Source organism: Agrobacterium sp. 16-172Ci, assembly GCF_053522725.1.
Map to the genome: position 1 here is coordinate 1 of NZ_JBNWBW010000017.1, position 20,318 is coordinate 20,318.

17 protein-coding genes are annotated in these 20,318 nt (G+C 61.0%); 6 read left to right on the forward strand and 11 right to left on the reverse strand.

Features of this window, described 5'->3' with window-relative positions; all coding sequences use genetic code 11:
• Positions 1-237: 237 nt before the first annotated feature.
• The 4 genes from ACQZ40_RS15625 to ACQZ40_RS15640 form a co-directional block, all read right to left on the reverse strand.
• Positions 238-1,026, reverse strand: coding sequence for an SDR family oxidoreductase (locus ACQZ40_RS15625; RefSeq protein WP_080856510.1), 789 nt, complete (start codon positions 1,024-1,026; stop codon positions 238-240).
• A 14-nt stretch (positions 1,027-1,040) separates the two neighbouring features.
• Positions 1,041-2,519: a sugar ABC transporter ATP-binding protein gene (locus tag ACQZ40_RS15630; protein WP_078052754.1), complete on the reverse strand. Its 1,479-nt coding sequence runs from the start codon at positions 2,517-2,519 to the stop codon at positions 1,041-1,043.
• 118 nt (positions 2,520-2,637) lie between these two features.
• Positions 2,638-3,567: a sugar ABC transporter substrate-binding protein gene (locus ACQZ40_RS15635; protein ID WP_035262239.1), complete on the reverse strand. Its 930-nt coding sequence runs from the start codon at positions 3,565-3,567 to the stop codon at positions 2,638-2,640.
• A 134-nt stretch (positions 3,568-3,701) separates the two neighbouring features.
• Positions 3,702-4,682 (reverse strand): ABC transporter permease, encoded by a 981-nt coding sequence (locus ACQZ40_RS15640; protein ID WP_448748256.1) that lies wholly within the window; start codon positions 4,680-4,682, stop codon positions 3,702-3,704.
• Between the two features lie 441 nt (positions 4,683-5,123).
• Between ACQZ40_RS15640 and ACQZ40_RS15645 the strand changes: the two genes are divergently transcribed.
• The 5 genes from ACQZ40_RS15645 (at position 5,124) to ACQZ40_RS15665 (ending at position 10,264) form a co-directional block, all read left to right on the forward strand.
• Complete coding sequence (locus tag ACQZ40_RS15645) at positions 5,124-5,933, forward strand: transketolase (protein ID WP_174036161.1); 810 nt, start codon at positions 5,124-5,126, stop codon at positions 5,931-5,933.
• Positions 5,933-6,889 (forward strand): transketolase family protein, encoded by a 957-nt coding sequence (locus ACQZ40_RS15650; RefSeq protein ID WP_078052752.1) that lies wholly within the window; start codon positions 5,933-5,935, stop codon positions 6,887-6,889. Before ACQZ40_RS15645 ends, ACQZ40_RS15650 begins: the two co-directional genes overlap by 1 nt.
• A 115-nt stretch (positions 6,890-7,004) precedes the next feature.
• Positions 7,005-8,474 carry an FGGY family carbohydrate kinase gene (locus ACQZ40_RS15655; protein WP_448748287.1) on the forward strand — a complete coding sequence of 490 codons (1,470 nt, stop codon included), beginning with the start codon at positions 7,005-7,007 and terminating at the stop codon, positions 8,472-8,474.
• A gap of 20 nt (positions 8,475-8,494) precedes the next feature.
• Positions 8,495-9,454: a sugar-binding transcriptional regulator gene (locus ACQZ40_RS15660; protein WP_063947625.1), complete on the forward strand. Its 960-nt coding sequence runs from the start codon at positions 8,495-8,497 to the stop codon at positions 9,452-9,454.
• Positions 9,455-9,478: 24 nt separating this feature from the next.
• Complete coding sequence (locus ACQZ40_RS15665) at positions 9,479-10,264, forward strand: SDR family oxidoreductase (RefSeq protein WP_448748257.1); 786 nt, start codon at positions 9,479-9,481, stop codon at positions 10,262-10,264.
• Between the two features lie 169 nt (positions 10,265-10,433).
• Here the strand turns inward: ACQZ40_RS15665 and ACQZ40_RS15670 are convergent, their stop codons facing one another.
• From ACQZ40_RS15670 to ACQZ40_RS15690, 5 genes are all read right to left on the reverse strand, one after another.
• Positions 10,434-11,195, reverse strand: coding sequence for an ABC transporter permease (locus ACQZ40_RS15670; protein ID WP_003520396.1), 762 nt, complete (start codon positions 11,193-11,195; stop codon positions 10,434-10,436).
• On the reverse strand, positions 11,192-12,118 hold the full coding sequence (locus ACQZ40_RS15675; RefSeq protein ID WP_078052751.1) for an ABC transporter ATP-binding protein: 927 nt from the start codon (positions 12,116-12,118) through the stop codon (positions 11,192-11,194). The genes ACQZ40_RS15670 and ACQZ40_RS15675 overlap by 4 nt, the downstream gene beginning before the upstream one ends.
• A gap of 104 nt (positions 12,119-12,222) precedes the next feature.
• Positions 12,223-13,044 (reverse strand): sulfite exporter TauE/SafE family protein, encoded by an 822-nt coding sequence (locus ACQZ40_RS15680; RefSeq protein WP_065655906.1) that lies wholly within the window; start codon positions 13,042-13,044, stop codon positions 12,223-12,225.
• 484 nt (positions 13,045-13,528) lie between these two features.
• Entirely contained in the window at positions 13,529-14,827 is a 1,299-nt protein-coding gene (locus ACQZ40_RS15685) for an extensin-like domain-containing protein (RefSeq protein WP_448748258.1), read from the reverse strand.
• Between the two features lie 237 nt (positions 14,828-15,064).
• Positions 15,065-16,879: a methyl-accepting chemotaxis protein gene (locus ACQZ40_RS15690; RefSeq protein WP_065655904.1), complete on the reverse strand. Its 1,815-nt coding sequence runs from the start codon at positions 16,877-16,879 to the stop codon at positions 15,065-15,067.
• Positions 16,880-17,120: 241 nt separating this feature from the next.
• Between ACQZ40_RS15690 and ACQZ40_RS15695 the strand changes: the two genes are divergently transcribed.
• Positions 17,121-17,435, forward strand: a complete 315-nt coding sequence (locus tag ACQZ40_RS15695; RefSeq protein ID WP_003520391.1) for a DUF1883 domain-containing protein — start codon at positions 17,121-17,123, stop codon at positions 17,433-17,435.
• A gap of 112 nt (positions 17,436-17,547) precedes the next feature.
• On the opposite strand, the gene ACQZ40_RS15700 is transcribed toward ACQZ40_RS15695, so the two are convergent.
• A complete protein-coding gene (locus ACQZ40_RS15700) occupies positions 17,548-18,864 on the reverse strand; it encodes a replication-associated recombination protein A (RefSeq protein WP_448748259.1) in 1,317 nt (438 codons plus the stop codon).
• On the reverse strand, positions 18,861-20,267 hold the full coding sequence (locus ACQZ40_RS15705) for a DegQ family serine endoprotease (RefSeq protein WP_448748260.1): 1,407 nt from the start codon (positions 20,265-20,267) through the stop codon (positions 18,861-18,863). Before ACQZ40_RS15705 ends, ACQZ40_RS15700 begins: the two co-directional genes overlap by 4 nt.
• Positions 20,268-20,318: the final 51 nt, after the last annotated feature.

The window sequence follows — 20,318 nt, forward strand, 5'->3', positions numbered from 1 at the left end:
TCACTATCCTCAACGCCATCGCAAGGACAGATCCAGCATTTGCTTGATCATCCACGGTTGCTTGATCCGGCATCCAGCCACGGCGCGTCTGCGCCGTGAGAAGAGTCTTTTGCGATCAAAGACTTGATCGCACTGGACCCCGGATCAAGTCCGGGGTGACGGAGGAAAAAGCCGCGTCAACCTGACCCATGGGTCTGGCGCCCCATCATCCACCTCAGCACTACCGCGTCGAAAACCCTACCAGCAGCAGAAACCGCCATCCACCAGCAGATCCACGCCCGTCACGAAGCTCGCCGCATCGGAGAGCAGGAAGATCGCCGGACCGACCATCTCATCGACGCCCGCCATGCGCTGCATCGGCGTCTGCTCTTCGAACAGCTTCGTCTGGTACACCATTTCCGGCCGCGTGTTCATCGGCGTCGCCGTGTAACCCGGCGAGATGGTGTTGACGCGGATGCCGCGCCCCACCCACTCCATCGCCATGGATTTCGACATGTGGATGACGCCTGCCTTCGAGGCATTGTAGTGGCACTGCATCAGCCCGCGATTGACGATGACGCCGGACATGGAGGCGATGTTGACGATTGCACCACGGCCGTTCTTCAGCATGGCATTGGCTTCCGCCTGGCAGGACAGGAAAACGCCCTTCAGGTTGATGTCCATCATCGTCTGGAACTGGCTTTCCTCCATCTCCTCGGCAGCATTGGCATTGGCGATGCCGGCCGCATTGACGGCAAGCGACAGCGCGCCAAGTTCGGCCTCAGTGCGGGCAACCGCATCGGTCAGCGCCTCTTTGCTGGTCACATCAGCGGCAATCTGGATCGACTTTCGCCCGGCCTTGGCGATGAAATCCGCCGTCTGCGCCAGGCCGTCATCGGTGCGGCGGTCAAGCAGCGCGACATTGGCGCCGGATTGGGCGAGCCCCATGGCGATCCGCTGGCCGATGCCGGAACCGGCGCCGGTGACGAGCGCCACCTGGCCGGAAAGATCGAAGAGTTTCGGCGCGTTGAGCGTGATGGTAGACATCGGTATTTCCTTCTTCAGATGGTTGCCAGTTCCATGACCGAGACGTCGTTTGCTTCGTCACGGTTGAGGATGCCGGCCTGTTTTCCCTGCGCAAGCACGAGGATGCGGTTCGAAACGCCCAGCACCTCCTCGAGATCGGAGCTGACGACGATGACGGCCACGCCGTCCTTAGCCAGACCGACGATGATATCGTAAATGCCCGCCCGCGCGCCGACATCGATGCCGCGCGTCGGCTCGTCCAGCACCACCACGCGCGGATTGCGGGCAAGCCATTTGGCAATGACCACCTTCTGCTGGTTGCCGCCGGAAAGATCGGACGCCGGCTGTTCGCTACGGCCCTTCACGCCAAACTTGGCGATGGCCTCCTTGGTAAAGGCGCGCTTGATACGCGGCGTGATCCAGCCGGTGCCGACGCGGTCGAGATTGGCATAGATCAGGTTTTCGCCGATCTCGTGCTCCACCACCAGCCCCTGCAATTTGCGGTCTTCCGGCACCATGACGATGCCCTTGGCAATCGCATCCGCCGGGCTTTTCAGTGTCAGCACCTTGCCATCCAGCAGCACCTCACCCGCACTCGTCGGATCGGCACCGGAAATGGCCCGCACCAGCTCGGTGCGTCCCGCGCCAATAAGACCGGCGATACCAAGGATTTCGCCGGCGCGAACGCCGAAGCTGATGTCGCGGAAGGCATTGGTCGCGCCGGTCAGCCCCTTGACCTCCAGCACCACCTTGTCCTGCGGCTCCGGCAGTGTAGGAAACAGGCGCTCCAGCGAGCGGCCGACCATGCTTTCGACAATGGTGCGCACCGGCGTCGCGCTGTCGGCAAACTCATGCACCCGCTCGCCATCGCGCAACACGACGATGCGGTCGGTGATCTGTTTGATCTCTTCCATACGGTGGGAAATATAGATGATGCCCACACCCTCGGCGCGCAGCTTGCGCACCTGCTCGAACAGCGCCTGCGTTTCCGCGCCGCCAAGTGCCGCCGTTGGCTCGTCGAGGATCAGGAGTTTGGCGTCCAGCGCCAGCGCCTTGGCGATTTCGATCAACTGCTGGTTGGCGGTCGAAAGGCCGGCCACCTTGCGGGTTGCGGGAATGTGAAGGTTGAGGCGCGCCAATTGCTGCTGGGCTCTGCGCACCATCTCGGCACGGTCGACGACGCCGTTCTTCATCGGCCAGCGGCCAATGAACACGTTTTCGGCGATGGAAAGCTCCGGCAGGAGCTTCAATTCCTGATGGATGAGGACGATGCCCTTGTCTATCGCCTCTCGCGGCGAAGACGGTGCATAGGGCTGGCCGAGCCATGTCATCGTGCCTTCGGACGGCTCGCGCGAACCGGCGATGATGCCTGACAGCGTGGACTTGCCCGCGCCGTTTTCACCCAGCAGGGCCACCACTTCGCCGGGATAAACGTCGAGATCGACGTTTTTCAGGACCTCGAGCGGACCGTAACGTTTGCTGATGCCACGGAGCGAAAGAACCGGCTCGCGCATGACGGGACCTCCCAGGACATGATCGCGGCGGAGATCCGCCACAGCCTTGTGTCCAAATTGCATAAAGACAAACCAATGAATGCCCCGCGCATCCCATCGTACGCGCGGGGCGGATGCATCAGGGATGGTTGGCGATGAAGCCTTCGACATTTTCCTTGGTGGTCAGCGTCGCATCGGAAAGCTGCACAGCCGGAACCTTTTCGCCGCCGACGATCTTGACGGCCATCTCGACAGCGGTGCGGCCCATCTTCTGGGTCTGCTGTGTTGCGGTCACGTCGAAGACGCCGTTCTTCAGCGCCTCAAGCGCCGCCGTATCACCATCAAAGCCGCCAACGACGATCTTCTGCGAAGGGTTGGCGACCTTGATCGCCTGCGCCGCGCCGAGCGCCAGACCGTCGGCCTGTGCAAAGACGATGGAAACATCCGGATTGGCCTGCAGCATATTCTGCATGATCTGGAAGCCTTCATCCTGGCTCCACATGTTGGACCACTGTTCGGCAACGATCTTCACACCGGAATTGGCCTTCACCGATTCCATGCAGCCCTTGGTGCGGTCCACTTCCGGCGTCGTGCCCTTCTGGCCGTGGATGATGACCATCTTGCCCGAACCGCCGGCCTGCTTGATGATGTAATCGCATACCGCCTTGGCGGAAGCGACGGAATCGGTGGCAAGGAAGGTATCGCCCGGCGCGCCATCGGCATTGCGGTCGATGTTGATGACCGGAACGCCGGCGGCCTTGGCAAGCTTTACCGGAACGGTCGCGGCAGCGGCACCGGCTGGAATATAGATCAGCGCATCGATGTTCTGGGTCAACAGATCCTGGATCTGGTTCACCTGCGTCGGGCCATCGCCCTTGGCATCGACGGTGACGACGGCAATGCCGCGCGTCTTGGCTTCGGCCTCAACGGCCTGCTTGATCTGGTTGAAGAAGTTCGCCTGCAGATTGGCGACGGCAAGGCCGATCTTCTTGACTTCGGCGGCATTGGCGGAGCCGAGCGACAGGGCGAGAAGGGCGGCGGATGTCAGCAGAATGCGTGAAAATTTCATGATTATTCCTCCATTTGTTGATTGTTGACCTTCGGGCAGATCGAACCTCCTCCCCTCCGGCCGTTTATTTCACGCCTCCCCAATAAGGAGGGTCGTTTATTGCGCGGACGGCTCAGCACCGTCCGCAGGCAAATTCAGCTTCTGCGGCGGCGCAGGGTTTCAGCACCCACGGCCAGCACGATGACGACACCGATGATGACCTGCTGCAAAAAGGGAGAGACGTTGAGCAGGTTGAGGCCGTTGCGCAGCACGCCGATGATCAGCACGCCGATCAGCGTTCCGCCGATGCCGCCTGCACCGCCCGAAAGCGAGGTTCCGCCGATGACAACGGCCGCAATCGTATCCAGCTCGTAACCGAAGCCGCTGGAGGGCTGCACCGAGTCGAGACGTGCCGCAAGAACGATACCGGCAAGACCGGCAAGAACTGCACAGGCGACATAAACGCAGATCGTCACCAGCGGCACATTGATACCGGCAAGACGCGCCACTTCCGGGTTACCGCCGACCGCATAGACCGTCCGGCCTTCCGAACGGAAGCGCAGGAACAGCCAGGAAACCAGAACGACGACGAGCATCAGAAGCACGGTCGCTGTCAGCACGCCGAAATGGCGGTCGATTGCCAGCATCATGAACCAGTCAGGGAAACCGACGATCTGCTGTCCATCGGTGATCATATTGGCGAGACCGCGCGCCACCGACATCATCGCCAGCGTGGCGATGAAGGCCGGCACGCGGAAGGCAGTGACGAGAATACCGACTACGAGGCCGCAGGCGGCGGACGCGATCAGCGCCAGCACGATGGCCATGCCCATCGGCATGCCCGCCACATTGGCCGTCCAGCCCATGATCATCATCGACAGCGCCAGAACCGAGCCGACAGACAGATCGATGCCGCCGAGCAGGATCACGAAGGTCATGCCTACGGCCATGATGCCGAGAACGGTGATCTGGTCGAGAATGTTGAGCCCATTGCGCAGCGACAGGAAATTCTCGCTGGCGAAGGTCAGAAACACGCAGAGCAGCAGCAAGCCCAAAAGAGGTCCGGTCGCTCCGCTCAACCAGGCAAGCGGACTCCTGGTGTGCGTGCCCCCCTCATTGCGTTCAATCGCGGACATGGCTCCTCCCGGTGACTGTCTTGCATTTTTTAAACCGATTAGAATAATTATTCATCATCGGTGAAACATGCATAAGCCAGTTTCGAGAAGGTTGTCAATAGGGCGTTAATGGCGAGGCCTGCCGTGAACAAGGACAGGCGGCTTTCAGCCTGCCGCCTCTCTACTCATTCCTGTGCTCGTCACAGGAATCCAGTCGACGCGCGTCTGCGCGGCGGGAAGAGCCCTTTCAGCCCAAGGACTTGGGCTGACTGGATTCCTGTGACAAGCACAGGAATGAGGGCTGTGGAGATGCTCTTCACCGTGAATGCGAATGTAGGGGCAGAAATAACCAGCACGGATTGAAACAAGAGAATCCGCAATTCCGGCTTGACAGAAACGCCATCTCTGCAATTATATAAATAGCTGTATAAATATTCACACGCATGTTTTGAAGAGGATTCCATGCAGTCCCAGGAGCTAGAGCGCATTGCGCGCCAGATTCGCCTTCGCGACGTACAGGCTGTTTTCGAAGCGGGTGCGGGCCATGTCGGCGGCGAAATGTCAGCTATCGACATCATGACGGCCCTTTATTTCCGCGTCCTGCGCATCTGGCCGGATGATCCGAAAAACCCTGCCCGCGACCGTTTCGTGCTTTCCAAGGGCCATACGGCCTGCGCGCTTTATGTGACGCTGGCCAAGCGCGGCTTCATCCCGGAAGAGGAAATCTCGACCTTCCTGCAGCCGAATTCGCGCCTCAACGGCCACCCGAACTGTAACAAGGTTCCGGGTGTGGAAACCAATACCGGCCCGCTCGGTCACGGACTGCCGGTTGCCGTCGGCATGGCCAAGGCGGCCAAGCTTTCCGGCGCGGATTACCACACCTATGTGATGACCGGCGACGGCGAGATGCAGGAAGGCTCCAACTGGGAAGCCATCATGTCCGCCGCACAATTCGGCCTGAACAACCTGACGCTGATCGTCGACCACAACCGCTTCCAGCAGGGTGCGGCGCTTTCGGAAACCAATGATGTCGCGCCGCTTCGGCCGAAGCTCGAGGCTTTCGGCTGGGAAGTCAGCGAAATCAACGGCAATGCCATGGCGGAAGTCGTGCCGGCGCTGGAGCATCGCGGCGACCGCCCGCATTGCATCGTCGCCCACACCAACAAGGGCCACGGCATTTCCTTCATGCAGGACCGCGTCGACTGGCACCATAAGGTTCCAAGCAAGGAACAATATGAAATCGCCGTCAAAGAACTTTCGGAGACATTGTAATGAACGCGCCCGTAACCGCCGCCAAGCTTTATGACTGCCGCGACGCCTTCGCGGAAACGCTGGAAGCGCTGGCCGCCGGCAATGACAGGGTCGTCGCCGTCTGCAACGATTCGGTCGGCTCCTCGAAGCTCGGCGGCTTCAAGTCGAAATTCCCCGAGCGCCTCGTCAATGTCGGTATCGCCGAACAGAACATGGTCGGCGTTGGCGCCGGTCTCGCCAATGGCGGCCAGTTGCCCTTCGTCTGCGGCGCATCCTGCTTCCTCACCGGCCGCGCGCTGGAGCAGATCAAGGCCGACCTTGCTTATTCCAACGCCAATGTGAAACTGATCGGCATATCCTCGGGCATGGCCTATGGCGAACTCGGCCCGACGCATCATTCCATCGAAGATTTCGCCTGGACCCGCGTTCTGCCAAACCTGCCGGTCATCGCCCCCTGCGACCGCATCGAAACGGCGGCCGCCGTCAAATGGGCGGCAGACTATGCCGGCCCCTGCTTCCTGCGGCTGTCACGCGTCGGCGTGCCTGATCTGCTGCCGGAAGGCCATGTCTTCGAACTCGGCCGCGCCAACCTGCTGCGTGAAGGCTCCGATGTGACGCTGATCGCCAACGGCACGCTGACGCACCGCATCGTCAAGGCCGCCGACATTCTGGCCAGCCGCGGCGTCAAGGCTCGGGTTTTGAACATGGCGACCGTGCGTCCCATCGATGAGGCGGCCATCGTCGCAGCAGCGAAGGAAACCGGCGCGATCCTGACGGCTGAAGAACATTCGATCTTCGGCGGCCTCGGCTCGGCCATTGCCGAAGTCGTGGTCGAACAGGCCCCCGTACCGATGAAGCGCCTCGGCGTTCCGGGCGTCTTCGCCCATACCGGTTCGGCCGAATGGCTGCTCGATGAATTCGGCATGGCGCCGGCCGCCATTGCGGATGCGGCCGAAGCGCTGATCAAGAGAAAATAGAGTCTCCTCCCAGAGTCGTCGCGTGTCTTCGGATGCGCGGCGACACCCTTTCTGCAATATCGTCGTTTAATCGCCGCGAGGCGGAAACGAAAACTGCCGACGAAAGACTCCCATGATGCGCGCCATTCTGTCCATCGATCAGGGCACCACCAATTCCAAGGCCATTCTCGTCTCGGAAAGCGGAGAGTTGCTGGCGCGCGGCTCATCACCGGTCGGCATCGCCTATCCGCAGCCCGGCTGGGTGGAACAGGAACCGCAGCGCATCTGGGCCTCGGTCTGCGAAGCAATCTCCGCCTGCCTCGCCGCCGCACCCTCCGCCGTCGATGTCGCGGCCATCGCCATTTCCAACCAGCGCGAATCCGTCACCATCTGGGATGGCGAAACCGGCGAGCCGCTCGGCCCGGTGCTCAGCTGGCAATGCCGCCGCACGGCGCAGGATTGCGCCGAGCTGATCGAGAAGGGCCATTCCGAGCGCGTCATGGCGCTGACCGGCCTGCCGATCGACCCGATGTTTCCGGGCGCAAAAATGCGCTGGCTGCTGGAGCGCGCGCCGAAGGGCCGCAGGCTCCGCATCGGCACCATCGACAGCTGGCTCATCCATTGCTTCACCGGCGGCATGGTCCATGCCTGCGACGCCTCCAACGCCGCCCGCAGCCAGGTGCTCGATCTCAACCGGCAGGTCTGGAGCGATGAGCTTTGCGAGCTCTTCGGCATCGATATCAACGCCCTGCCCGATCTGCGAGATAGCAGCGGCGATTTTGGCGTCACATCAGGCGTTCCCGGCATCAAGGACGGCACGCCGATCCTCGCCGCCATCGGCGACAGCCACGCTGCTCTCTTCGGCCATGGCGCCTTCAATCCGGGCGATGGGAAGGTCACTTTCGGCACCGGCTCCTCGGTCATGACAACCCTGCCGCATTTCATCGCGCCCGAACGCGGCATCACCACCACCGTTGCATGGCGGCTCGGCGGCAAACCCACCTTCGCCTTCGAAGGCAATATTCTCGTTTCGGCCGCCTCCCTGCCCTGGATGACGGAGATTCTCGGCCTGCCGGATGTCAGCGCCCTTGTCGAGCTGGCCGCCACTGCTGAGCCAAACGGCCCCGGTTTCGTGCCGGCCTTCGTTGGCCTCGGCGCACCCTATTGGGATACGAATGCGCGTGCGCTTTTCTCCCAGATCAACTTCAGCACTACCCGCGCCCAGATGGCCCGCGCCGTCACCGATTCCATTGCCTTTCAGGTCCATGACGTCTTCGCCGCCATGCGCGCGCAGTCGCCTTCCGGCTTCGGGCGCCTGTTCGTGGATGGCGGGCCGAGCCAGAACCGCTTCCTGATGCAATGCGTTGCCGACATGCTGCAACACCCCGTCATCCAGCGCGACGCGCCGGAAGCCTCGGCACTGGGGGCAGCCTATCTCGCCGGCCTCGCCCTGGGTGTCTGGAGCGATCTCGATGCCATCGCGGCGCTTAACAGCAACGGCAACACCATCGCGCCGTCTGCGAGCGAAAACAGCCAGCGGCTTGGCATCTGGCGCGATGCGATTGCCCGCTCGACCTTGCCTGTAACCTCGGGTAATGGTGAATAAAAATTCACCCTGGAGGGCTTATGGGCAGGCTAAACGAACTTCGAATGATTTCCCGCGTGGCGCAGATGTATTTCAGCGAGCACAAACGTCAGGCGGAAATCGCCCAGCATCTCAATCTCTCGCAGGCCACCGTCTCGCGCATGTTGAAGCGTGCCGAGGCGGAAGGCATCGTCCGCACCAGCATCATTCCGCCGCCCGGCACCTATAGCGATCTGGAAGCGCAACTGCGCGAACGTTTCGACCTGCCGGAGGCCATCGTTGTCGATTGCAGCGAGGATCGCGACGGCGCGATCATGGCCCGCATCGGCGAGGCAGCGGCGCATTTCCTCGAGGTGACGCTGTCGCAGAACGAGATCATCGGTGTTTCCAGCTGGAGCCAGACGATCTTCAAGATGGTGGAAAACATCCACCCGCTAAAAGGCGCCAAGGCGCGTTATATCGTCCAGACGCTGGGCGGCATGGGCGACCCATCGGTGCAGACGCATGCGACCCAGATCACCACGCGCCTGGCGCGGCTGACGGAGGCCGAACCGAAACTGCTGCCGGTGCCGGGCGTCGCCACCTCGCGCGAGGCAAAGCTTTTGATGCTCGCCGATCCCTTCGTGCGCGAAACCATCGATCTCTTCGGGTCGATCACGCTCGCCGTCGTGGGCATCGGTGCGGTCGAGCCGTCGGAGCTTCTCGCCCGCTCTGGCAACATCTTTTCCGCCAAGGAACTCGCCGATCTCGCGCAGGCAGGTGCGGTGGGCGACATCTCGCTGCGCTTCTTCGACAAGGACGGCAAACCGGTGAAGACGCCGCTCGACGACCGGGTCATCGGCCTGCCACTGGAAAACCTCTCCAATGTCGACCGTGTCATTGCGCTCGCCGGCGGTTCGAAAAAGACCGAGGCGATTGCCGGCGCGCTCAGAACCGGTGTGATCGACGTGCTCGTCACCGACAAATTCACCGCCGAACGACTGGTCGGCCAGGAAACATAGCCAAAATCCCATAAAGGAGGAGACATGAGGCGCTTTGAAGGTCAATCCGTATTCGTGACCGGAGGCAACAAGGGCATCGGTTACGGCATCGCCCGCCGTTTTGCCGAGGAAGGCGCGAAAGTCGCCATCGCCTCTGTCGACAAAGACACGCAGGATGCCGCGAAAAAACTCGCTGACGAAACCGGCAGCGTCACCCATGGCGTGATCCTCGACGTTCGGGATGCGGCAGCGGTGCGCGAGGCCTATGGTGCGGCCGAAGAGGCGATCGGCCCGCTTTCCATCTCCGTCCAGAATGCCGGCGTCATCACCATTTCCAAGATCGAAGAGCTGACGCAGGAACAGTGGGATTTCAATCTCGACGTCAATACCAAGGGCGCCTTCCTCTGCTGCCAGGAGGCGATCCGCCGCTTCCGCGAAAGCGGCACCAAGGGCCGCCTCGTCAATACCGCCTCCGGTCAGGCACGGCAGGGTTTCATCTATACCCCGCATTATGCCGCCTCGAAGTTCGGCGTTATCGGCCTGACGCAGAGCCTTGCCAAGGAACTCGCGCCGGAAGGCATTACCGTCAACGCCATTTGCCCAGGCATCATCCACACCGAAATGTGGGACTATAACGACCGCGTCTGGGGCCAGATGCTGGGTGAGTACAAGCCCGGCGAACTGATGGCCGAATGGGTGCGCAACATCCCCATGCGCCGCGCCGGAACGCCCGCCGAAGTCGCCGCACTGGTGGCGTTTCTGGCTTCCGAAGATGCGGCTTATATCACCGGCCAGACGATCAATGTCGATGGTGGGTTGATTATGTCTTGAGGCTCGTTTGGGAACGGGTGCGGAGCAGCCGACCTCCCTCATCCCTGTGCTCGTCACAGGGATCCAGCCAGCCCAAGTCCTTGGGCTGAAAAGAGTCTTTCCGCCACGCAGACGCGTGTCGGCTGGATTCCTGTGACGAGCACAGGAATGAGGGAGGTAGGCCGTACCGTCAGTTGCGCAGCCTATACCCCGTCTTGAACATCCAGCCGACAACACCGAGGCAGAGCGCCAGAAACAGCGTGATCATCGCAAGGCTGATGGCAGGATTGACGTCGGCGATCTCATAGAAACTCCAGCGGAAACCGCTGATGAGATAAAGCACCGGGTTGAAGTGGCTGACCGTCTGCCAGAAGGGCGGCAGCATGTCGATGGAATAGAAGCTGCCGCCGAGGAAGGTCAGCGGCGGCACCACCAGCATGGGGATGAGGTTCAGCTGCTCGAAATTCGTCGCCCAGATGCCGATGATGAAGCCGAAAAGGCTGAAGCTCACCGCCGTGAGAACGAAGAACAGGATCATCATGAACGGGTGGGCGATGGTGATATCCACGAAGAAGGAGGCCGTTATCAGGATGATCGTGCCGATCATCAGCCCCTTGGTCGCCGCCGCCCCGACATAACCGGCCAGAATTTCCGTCATCGCCACCGGAGCGGAGAGGATTTCATAGACCGTGCCGGTGAATTTCGGGAAATAGATGCCGAAGGAGCCGTTGCCGATACATTGCGTCAGAAGCGTCAGCATGATGAGGCCGGGCGTTATGAACGCGCCGTAGGAAACACCGCCAACCTCCTGAATCCTCGAACCGATCGCGGTTCCGAATACGATGAAATAGAGCGAGGTGGAAATGACCGGCGAGACCACGCTCTGCAGCAGGGTGCGGCGCGTGCGCGCCATTTCGAACAGATAGATGGCCTTGATGGCTTCGAAATTCATTTCTGGCCTCCCACCAGCGAAACGAAGATATCCTCAAGCGAACTCTGCCGCGTTGAAATATCCTTGAAATGGATGTTGGCGGCGAAAAGGGCGCTCAGAACGTCGGCAATGCGGCTCTGTTCGCCATTGTCTTCGATTTCATAGGTAACGGTGCAGCGGTCATCGGAAAGCGTCAGCCCGAAGGGAGCAAGACTGTCGGGTAATTGCTCCACGGGTTGGGCAAGCTCCAGGAAAAGCTGCTTGCGGCCGAGTTTCTTCATCAGCGCCGTCTTTTCCTCCACCAGCAGCAATTCGCCGCCATTGATGACGCCCACACGGTCGGCGATTTCTTCGGCCTCTTCGATGTAATGCGTTGTGAGGATGATAGTGACGCCCTTGGCGCGCAGCTCTGAAACGACGTTCCACATGTCGCGGCGCAGCGCCACATCCACGCCGGCCGTCGGCTCGTCAAGGAATAGAACCTTCGGCTCATGCGCCAGCGCCTTGGCGATCAGCACACGCCGTTTCATGCCGCCGGAAAGCTCCCGCAGCATATTGTCCTTCTTGTTCCAGAGCGACAGGGATTTCAGGATGCGCTCGATCAGTTCCGGGTTCTTCTTCTGCCCGTGCAGGCCACGGGAGAAGCTGACGGTGTTCCACACGGTCTCGAACTGGTCGGTGGTCAGTTCCTGCGGCACGAGGCCGATCAGGGCGCGGGTCTGGCGAAAGTCCTTCACCACATCATGCCCGCCGACGAGCACCGAGCCTTCACCGGGATTGACGAGGCCGCAAACGATGGAGATCAATGTCGTCTTGCCAGCGCCATTCGGCCCGAGAAGAGCAAGGATTTCCCCCTCCTTGATATCGAGGCTGACACCTTTGAGCGCCTGAAAGCCGTTTGCGTAGGATTTTGTCAGATTCCGTATCGAAACAATGGCATTCATGGCGAATCTTTCGAAAAACCGAGTAAGATGCACGCCATATAGGCCGGGGAAGGCGCAAATGCCAGTCCGACAGGCTGAACACTGCGTTCGGCGATTAAGGAAAATCAGCCGTAAACGCTATAGAAAAACTGCGCCGCAACGAAGACCAGAAACAGTCCGAAGGCGCGCTCCAGCTGCTTCTTGCTGAGCGCATGCGCCAGCCGCGCACCATAAGGAGCAACGACAAGCGTGATCGGGATCAGCAGTACCACGGCGATCCAGTTGATGAAGCCGGTGGAAAACGGCGGCAGGCCCGCATCGCCCCAGCCGGCCCAGATATAACCCAACAGACCCGGCAGTGAAATCAGCACGCCGACGCCGGAAGACGTGGCGACCGCCTGATGAATGGTGCGTCCATAGAGCGTCATGAAGGTGTTGTTCATCACCCCGCCACCCACGCCCATCAGGCCGGAAAAAAGCCCGATGCCGGTGCCCACCAGAAAACGGCCCGGGTTTTGCGGCAGGTCGGAACCCAGATGCCAGCTTGCCCGGTTGAAGATCATCCGGAAGGCAAGCGCCAGCGCGATGAAGGCGAAGATCAGCCGCAGCGCAACGCTCGAGGCATAAGCGGCAACCACGGATGCGAGGATGGTGCCGAGCGGCACGGCGACGATCCAGCCCTTCAGCAGATCGATATCGACCGCGCCTTTCTGACGATGCGTCAGGAACGAACGGATGGAAGTGGGCACGATAATGGCGAGCGACGTGCCAAGCGAGAGATGCATGCGCACCGCCTCCGGCACATCCAGCAGCCCGAAGACCTGGTAGAAGACGGGCACCAGCACCGCACCGCCACCGATGCCGAACAACCCTGCCAGAAGACCGGCGACCACACCCGCTGCCGCAAGCGCCGCAGCAAAGACCATCAGCTCTGAAACAGGGGGCATAAAGGCAGGCTCCCGAAGGCCGTTGTCACAAACATGTGACCCTCATAGCGTATCAGAAGAGCGCGGCAAGCCATGTTGGCCGCAGGTCAGTACGGCGCAATGTCTTTTGCCGCACATCCGCGCCGGATGGACCACTCCATGGGATCGTTTCCCATTGCATGCCCTTGCAAAGACGCCGATATCCCCCCGATAAGGCTGTCTTCTTCAACCGGCCTTCGGGCCGGTCTTTTTTTGGTGGGGTGTGACAGAGGAGCTGGAATTCCGACAGTGAATCCACACTTCCGTCATTCCGGCCTTGAGCCGGAATCCAGCCATCTCAAGTCCTTGAGCTGAAAGGAGTCTTCCCGTCGCGCAGACGCGCGTCGGCTGGATTCCGGCTCAAGGCCGGAATGACGGAAGTTGCAAACGTGAAGCATCACAGCGAGCGTCTAAAACGCCGCCCGACTATTGCCCTGCCCAATCACTCCGTTCTTGTCCCAATCCCTTAATCGCAATGCCTGTAACCTGACTTGCGGGTACGCAGGTCGAAGTGGAAATGGTTCCAGTGATTGGGATCGCTGCCCGGTCCGAGAACGGTGGAGAAATATTTACAGCTGTCGGACCTCACCGCCTTCAGCAGCGCTTTTTCGCGGAAGGCGAAGAAGCTCTTCTTGCGAACGTCGATTTCCTTGCCGTTCTTCAGCGTGATGGTGCCGATATCGATGGCGTTGCCGCGTGCATGTTCGGACCACGGATTGCTGGAGCGCGAATTCATCTTGCGGCAGGAATAACCGCCCATCGGCGTAATGCGGCCGACACCGGAGAGATAACGGAAGCGCGAGGATGGCACGAGCTCAAACTTCACCCATTTGGCGAAGGCGAGCGTGACCTGGCAATTGAGCTTCACCGCCGGGCGGATGGCGACGCCGCTGGCGAGACCGCTGAGCTCGATCGGATAATCGATACCGCAGGTCGGACCGTCGGCAATGCGCGCGACATCCCGGAAAGCGACGCCGAGACGGCGAAGTTCGGAGCGGCAGGCAACTTCGGAGGATGGCATGACGCCGGGCGGCATCGAGCGGTTGCTTTGCAGCCCGCCACCCGCCATCGGATCGTTCGGCATCACCATCGCCACCTCTTCCACCGGCTGGCGACGGGAAGAAGAGCCGAGCGGCGGCGGCGGGATGAGCCGCGATTGGCTGGCCCGTTGCGGCTGGCGGGCCGGAGGAACGGCCACGGGATTATCGGTGCCGATACCGTCCACCACCGGCTGCGCCGACGCGCCTTCGGCAATATCCGCATCCTGTTCTTCGGCAAGTCCGCGAACCGGCTCCACGCCCAGCATGGAATCCATGTTCACACCGCCTTCGCCTTCTGCAATCTGGTTGCTGGTCATCTGCTGCGCGGGCATGGTCTGCCCCTGCATCGTCTGGCCCTGCATTGTCTGCGCCGGCATATTGCCATTGCCGCTGGCCGCCATGCGCGCCTGATGCTGGGAATCGAGTGTAGAGTAACCCTGCCCGCCCTGCGGCGATTGCAGCAGGGGATCCTGCGAGGCGTAAGGCTCCGGCATCGGCTGTGAAACGGCTGCCGGATAATCGGCGCCCTGCCCGGCCTGCTCGGCCTGATACACCGCACCCGCCGGCGCGCTGTAACCCTGCTGCCGCGAGGAGCGGATGGCGCTGACTCGTGTGGTGCCGTCCACCTCCGCCGGTGGCACGAGGCCCTCCGCCGAACACGACACCATGACCGTGGAAATCATCAGCAACGTCACAAGACGACGCGGAAGGGAAACATACGCCATACGAGAACCTGTACCTTCAGCGGCCGCTATTCGCGGCAATACAGGATAAATTTTAAAGAAATGAGGTAAACGAAACCTTATTGGTTGCGGGAAATAACGAATGATATGTTTGGCGCAGTCCGATCCACACAAGACCGTGACAATTGCGTCCAACGACGACGCGGGCGGATAAAGTCTTGCCCATAACAAAGGGCGCGGCCAAAGCCGCGCCCTTTAACTTTCCTGAAACACCTGAAATCACGCCGCCCGCGAAACCTCGCGCCCGGCACCATGTCCAAGCTCGAAACGCGACAGTAGCGAACGCAGCTGGCGGCTTTCCTCGGCGAGCGTCTGGCTTGCCGCCGTCGTTTCTTCCACCATGGCGGCGTTCTGCTGTGTCATCTGGTCCATGTGGTTGACGGAGGTGTTGATCTCCTGCAGGCCGGTCGCCTGCTCGCGCGCCGCCGTGGCGATGGAGTTGACATGGCCATCGACACGATTGACCAGCGCCACGATCTCCTCCAGCGCATCGCCCGTCGAGCGCACCAGTGCGACGCCGCCGCCGACTTCTTCGGCCGAACGGTTGATGAGGGTCTTGATTTCCTTGGCCGCATTGGCGGAACGTTGCGCCAGTTCGCGAACCTCCTGCGCCACGACGGCAAAACCACGCCCGGCCTCGCCCGCACGTGCCGCCTCAACACCGGCATTCAGCGCCAGAAGATTGGTCTGGAAGGCGATTTCGTCAATGACCGAGATGATCTGGCCGATGCGCTTCGAAGACTCCTCGATACGGCCCATGGCGTCGACGGCATTGCGCACGATCTCGCCTGAGCGGCCGGCGCTGGTTTTCGTGTCCTGCACCATCTGCCGTGCCTCGTTGGCACGCTCGGAAGCGGTGCGCACCGTGGCGGTGATCTCGTCCAGAGCAGCCGCCGTCTCCTCCAGCGCCGCCGCCTGCTGTTCGGTTCGGCGGGAAAGATTGCCGGTCGCACCGCTGATGTCTGAGGCGCTGTCATTGACCACATGGCCGGTTCTGGCAATCGCCTCGATCGCACCGTGCAAGGCGCCGACGGCACGGTTGAAGTCCATGCGCAGCTTTTCATAATCCGCGCCGATATCCGCAAGCGAAACGGTCAGATCGCCATTGGCAAGCGCCTCGAGCGCATCGCCCAGTTGCTCCATGGCATGGGCCTGCCGCTCGGAAGCGGAGCGCAGAACCATCTCGTTACCGTGCCGCTCCTGCTCCAGTGCCCGCTGCTGGTCGGCCTCGCGGGCCTGCAGCGCGCTGCGCTCATTGACGCTGTCGCGCAGTACCAGCAGCGTCTTGGCAATCGCGCCGATTTCATTGCGACGGTCGGCGAACTGTATATCCGCCGCGCCGTCACCATCGGCAATCCGCCGCATGCTCTGGCGGATGAGATCGATCGGCCGCGTCACGCTGCGCACGACGGCTGCGGCAACGCCGACAACAACAAGACCGGCGGCGATGCAAAGACCGCCATTAAAATAGACGTCGCGCCAGAATACCGCTTCAAGATCGTCAACATAAACACCAGTGCCGACAATCCAGCCCCACGGGGCGAAACCGGCGACATGGGAAAATTTCTCGACCGGCTCCGGCGCGCCGGGCTTCGGCCAGTAATAATCGACAAAGCCCTTGCCGCCCGCCTTGACCGTATTCACGAACTCAACGAACAGCGCCTTGCCGTTCGGGTCCTTGTTGGCGGTAAGGTCCGTGCCGTTCATTTCGGGTTTGATCGGATGCATCACCATTTTGGGATGCATGTCGTTGATCCAGAAATAGCCGCTGCCATTGCCGTAGCGCATTGCCGCAATGGTCGTCTTGGCCTGCTGTTGCGCCGCCTCCCGCGTCAGGCTTCCGCCCTGCTCCAGCCGGTAATATTGATCGAGAATGGCAACAGCGGTTTCATTCATTGCCGCAAGCCCGGCTTTCCGTTCGCGCTCCATTTCGTGATAGCTTTCAAACAGGCTGAATGTCAGGGCCGCGGCCAGTATTGCCAGAAACAATGCGACGAGCGCATAAAGGCGCGTAGATATTGTTACGTTTTTCATGTTCCCCCTCAACGTCGCTGATGCACTTCGACCAGCCGATGTTAAAGGCAAAAAATTTATTATTATTAAATACACATATTATACGTTGGTATTATTCTTATATGCTCATACTCCTTGGCGCCACCATGCCAGACAGGCACAGCAAGCGTGAATTTTCAAACCGGCCGGCGGCATTTAAAGACACCGTTAACCGTACGGCCCCTATCCTCTTTGACCGAAATTACTTTACAGGGAGGGCGCGATGGCCCGGCCGAATTTTCGCTATACGCATTATGACCTGAAGGAATTGCGGGCAGGAACTACCCTTGAAATATCCCTGTCAGCCGTCAACAATGTCCGGCTGATGACGGGCGCGAATTTCCAGCGTTTCACAGAATTGCTCGATTTCAAATATCTCGGCGGCGTCGCGAAAAAATCGCCGATCCGCATTGCCATCCCAGAGACATTGCACTGGCATCTGGTGATCGATGCCGAAGGCCATAGCGGCCTGGCGGAATCCTCGGTCAAGATGCTGCCCGCGCAGCCGCAGGCGGCGCCACATCGCAAGGCATCCTGATCTTCCTTAAAAAACAGCGAGTTGTCGCGGTTTCGCGACTCTTTTTGCCAGCGGCCTGAATCTTTTTATTAAGATCGGCCGCGACACGGCTTTCGACGCAACCGCGTAAATCCTAGCGCGATCCCCGCTCGCGACGCAGCTTCGCCCACCAGTCCAGACGCTTGCGGATTTCCCTTTCGAAACCTCGATCAGGCGGATCGTAAAAGGTCGTGCGCCCCATTTTCTCCGGGAAATAATCCTGTCCGGAAAAGGCATCCGGCTCGTCATGGTCGTAGCGGTAACCGTCGCCATAACCCTCGCCCTTCATGAGCTTGGTCGGCGCGTTCAGAATACGTTTCGGCGGCACCAGCGAGCCGTTTTCCTTGGCCGCCCGCATCGCCGACTTGAAGGCCGTATAGACGGCGTTCGATTTCGGCGCGGTCGCGAGATAGACGCAAGCCTGCGCCAGAGCCAGCTCCCCCTCGGGTGAGCCGAGATAATCATAGGCATCCTTGGCGGCATTGCAGACGGCGAGCGCCTGCGGATCGGCAAGGCCGATATCCTCCACCGCCATGCGCACCAACCGCCGGCCGATGTAGAGCGGGTCTTCACCGGCATCGAACATGCGGGCAAGATAATAAAGCGCGGCATCCGGGTCCGAACCGCGCACCGACTTATGCAACGCGGAAATGAGATTGTAATGGCCGTCCTGGCTCTTGTCGTAGACGGGCGCACGGCGCTGCACGATGCGCGTCAGCCCTTCGGTATCGAAGATCTCGTCCTTGCGCGCGGCACGCCAGACTTCCTCGGCAAGGGTCAGCACGGCGCGGCCATCGCCATCGGCCATGCGGATCAGGCTCGCCCGCGCCTCTTCCGTCAGCGGCAGGGGCTTGCCCTCCGCCTCCTCGGCGCGCTTCAGAAGCTCGCTCAGGCTCTCCTCGTCATGCGAGCCGAACGTCAGGACACGCGCGCGCGACAACAGAGCGGCATTGAGTTCGAAAGACGGATTTTCGGTGGTGGCGCCCACCAGAATAATGGTGCCGTCTTCCATCACCGGCAGGAAGCTGTCCTGCTGGGCGCGGTTGAAGCGATGAATCTCGTCTACGAAAAGCAGCGTCTGCCGGCCATTCATCCGCCGTGTGCGCGCCGCCTCGAAAACCTTCTTGAGATCGGCGACACCGGAAAAGATCGCCGAGATCTGCTCGAAAGCCAGCCCCGCCTCGCCGGAAAGCAGGCGGGCAACCGTGGTCTTGCCGGTGCCGGGCGGCCCCCAGAAGATCATCGATCCCAGTGAGCCGCTATCGATCATGCGGCGCAGCACGCCCTCCTCGCCCGTCAGATGCGGCTGTCCGCTCACCTCCGCCAGCGTCTTCGGACGCAGGCGATCGGCAAGAGGCCGCCGGTTGGCGACCTCCACGGGCACTTGCGGGGCGAAGAGATCGTCGCTCATCGCAGGAACTGCCGGATGCGTTGCCCGTCACGCAAGATTTCCACCCGCCAGAAACCGGGATTGTCGTCCAGCGCCTTCTCGACAGCGGCGGTGGTGCCGATATCCGCGCCGTTCAGCGACAGGATCATGTCCTTCGGCTGGAAACCGACACGATAGGCCGGGGAACCGCGCTTCACATCGGTAATGACAACGCCGGTCACCTGCGACGGCATGCGCAATTCATCGGCAAGCTTCGGCGAAAGATTGGCGACAGTCGCACCGGCGAAGGGATTGCGACCCTCGATCAGCCGTTCATCGCGGGGTGCGGTTTCCGGCGCGGTATCGAGCGCGATGGTCACCTTTTTCTCTTTCCCCTTGTCCATGACAGTGAGTTCGGCGGATTTGCCGATGCCGGCGGTCGTCAGGCGATAACCCAGCGCATCCGGATGTTCCACCTCGAAGCCATTGACGGCGGTAACCACCTGTCCGGGTTCGATGCCCGCCTTTTCGGCCGGCCCACCCTTGACGACGCTGACGACCAGCGCGCCGCGGGCGCGATGCAGGCCAAGCGCCTCGGCGACATCCGATGTCACCGGATCGAAGGTCGCACCGATATAGGGCCGCTCGAAGCTTGCATCGCCACGCTCGGCGGCAGCCACGAAAACCCGGACCAGATTGGCGGGAATGGCGAAACCGATACCGTTCGAGCCGCCGCCCTTGGAGAAGATGGCCGTATTGATGCCGATCAGTTCACCCGCCATGTTCATCAATGCGCCGCCGGAATTGCCAGGATTGATGGAAGCGTCGGTCTGGATGAAGAAGCCGAAATCGCCCTGCGTCACCTGGTTGCGCGCCAGACCAGAGACGATGCCGCTCGTCACCGTCTGGCCGACACCGAAGGGGTTGCCGATGGCCAGCACCAGATCACCCACTTCAATCGCATCGGAATTGCCGAGCGACAGCACCGGGAACTGCTCCTTCGCATCGATCTGCAGAATGGCGAGGTCGACGCGGTCATCCTTAAGCAGCACCTTGGAGGAAAATTCACGCCCATCCGCCAGCGCTACCTTGATGTCATCGGCACCGTCGATGACGTGATTGTTGGTCACCACAAGGCCGCCAGCGGTCACGATGACGCCAGAGCCGAGCGACGACTGCTTTTCCGTGCGGTTCGGCATCTGCTGGCCGAAGAACTGTTCGAAGAAAGGATCACCGGCAAAGGGCGACAGACGCCGCTGCACGACGCGTTCGGCATAGACATTCACCACCGCGCCCGCGGTGCGCTTGACCAGCGGCGCGAAGGAAAGCTGCATTTCCGTGTGGCTCGACGGCACGGTCCTGTTATCCTGCGCCGCAGCACCCAAGGGCAGGAGAATGAGTGCGGCGAGAAAGCCGGTGGACAGATACTTCAACACGCTTCGCATGTGATTCCTCATCGTCATCAGTATGATGGAGTTATAACGCCAAAGCCTGTA

Excerpts from the sequence above, each read along its gene's own strand:
- ACQZ40_RS15640 (WP_448748256.1), bottom strand. The coding sequence starts at position 4,682 with ATGTCCGCGATTGAACGCAATGAGGGGGGCACGCACACCAGGAGTCCG.
- ACQZ40_RS15675 (WP_078052751.1), bottom strand. The coding sequence starts at position 12,118 with ATGAATGCCATTGTTTCGATACGGAATCTGACAAAATCCTACGCAAAC.
- ACQZ40_RS15685 (WP_448748258.1), bottom strand. The coding sequence starts at position 14,827 with ATGGCGTATGTTTCCCTTCCGCGTCGTCTTGTGACGTTGCTGATGATT.
- ACQZ40_RS15670 (WP_003520396.1), bottom strand. The coding sequence starts at position 11,195 with ATGAATTTCGAAGCCATCAAGGCCATCTATCTGTTCGAAATGGCGCGC.
- ACQZ40_RS15655 (WP_448748287.1), top strand. The coding sequence starts at position 7,005 with ATGCGCGCCATTCTGTCCATCGATCAGGGCACCACCAATTCCAAGGCC.
- ACQZ40_RS15650 (WP_078052752.1), top strand. The coding sequence starts at position 5,933 with ATGAACGCGCCCGTAACCGCCGCCAAGCTTTATGACTGCCGCGACGCC.
- ACQZ40_RS15645 (WP_174036161.1), top strand. The coding sequence starts at position 5,124 with ATGCAGTCCCAGGAGCTAGAGCGCATTGCGCGCCAGATTCGCCTTCGC.
- ACQZ40_RS15705 (WP_448748260.1), bottom strand. The coding sequence starts at position 20,267 with ATGCGAAGCGTGTTGAAGTATCTGTCCACCGGCTTTCTCGCCGCACTC.
- ACQZ40_RS15690 (WP_065655904.1), bottom strand. The coding sequence starts at position 16,879 with ATGAAAAACGTAACAATATCTACGCGCCTTTATGCGCTCGTCGCATTG.
- ACQZ40_RS15630 (WP_078052754.1), bottom strand. The coding sequence starts at position 2,519 with ATGCGCGAGCCGGTTCTTTCGCTCCGTGGCATCAGCAAACGTTACGGT.
- ACQZ40_RS15680 (WP_065655906.1), bottom strand. The coding sequence starts at position 13,044 with ATGCCCCCTGTTTCAGAGCTGATGGTCTTTGCTGCGGCGCTTGCGGCA.
- ACQZ40_RS15700 (WP_448748259.1), bottom strand. The coding sequence starts at position 18,864 with ATGAGCGACGATCTCTTCGCCCCGCAAGTGCCCGTGGAGGTCGCCAAC.
- ACQZ40_RS15625 (WP_080856510.1), bottom strand. The coding sequence starts at position 1,026 with ATGTCTACCATCACGCTCAACGCGCCGAAACTCTTCGATCTTTCCGGC.
- ACQZ40_RS15635 (WP_035262239.1), bottom strand. The coding sequence starts at position 3,567 with ATGAAATTTTCACGCATTCTGCTGACATCCGCCGCCCTTCTCGCCCTG.
- ACQZ40_RS15660 (WP_063947625.1), top strand. The coding sequence starts at position 8,495 with ATGGGCAGGCTAAACGAACTTCGAATGATTTCCCGCGTGGCGCAGATG.
- ACQZ40_RS15665 (WP_448748257.1), top strand. The coding sequence starts at position 9,479 with ATGAGGCGCTTTGAAGGTCAATCCGTATTCGTGACCGGAGGCAACAAG.
- ACQZ40_RS15695 (WP_003520391.1), top strand. The coding sequence starts at position 17,121 with ATGGCCCGGCCGAATTTTCGCTATACGCATTATGACCTGAAGGAATTG.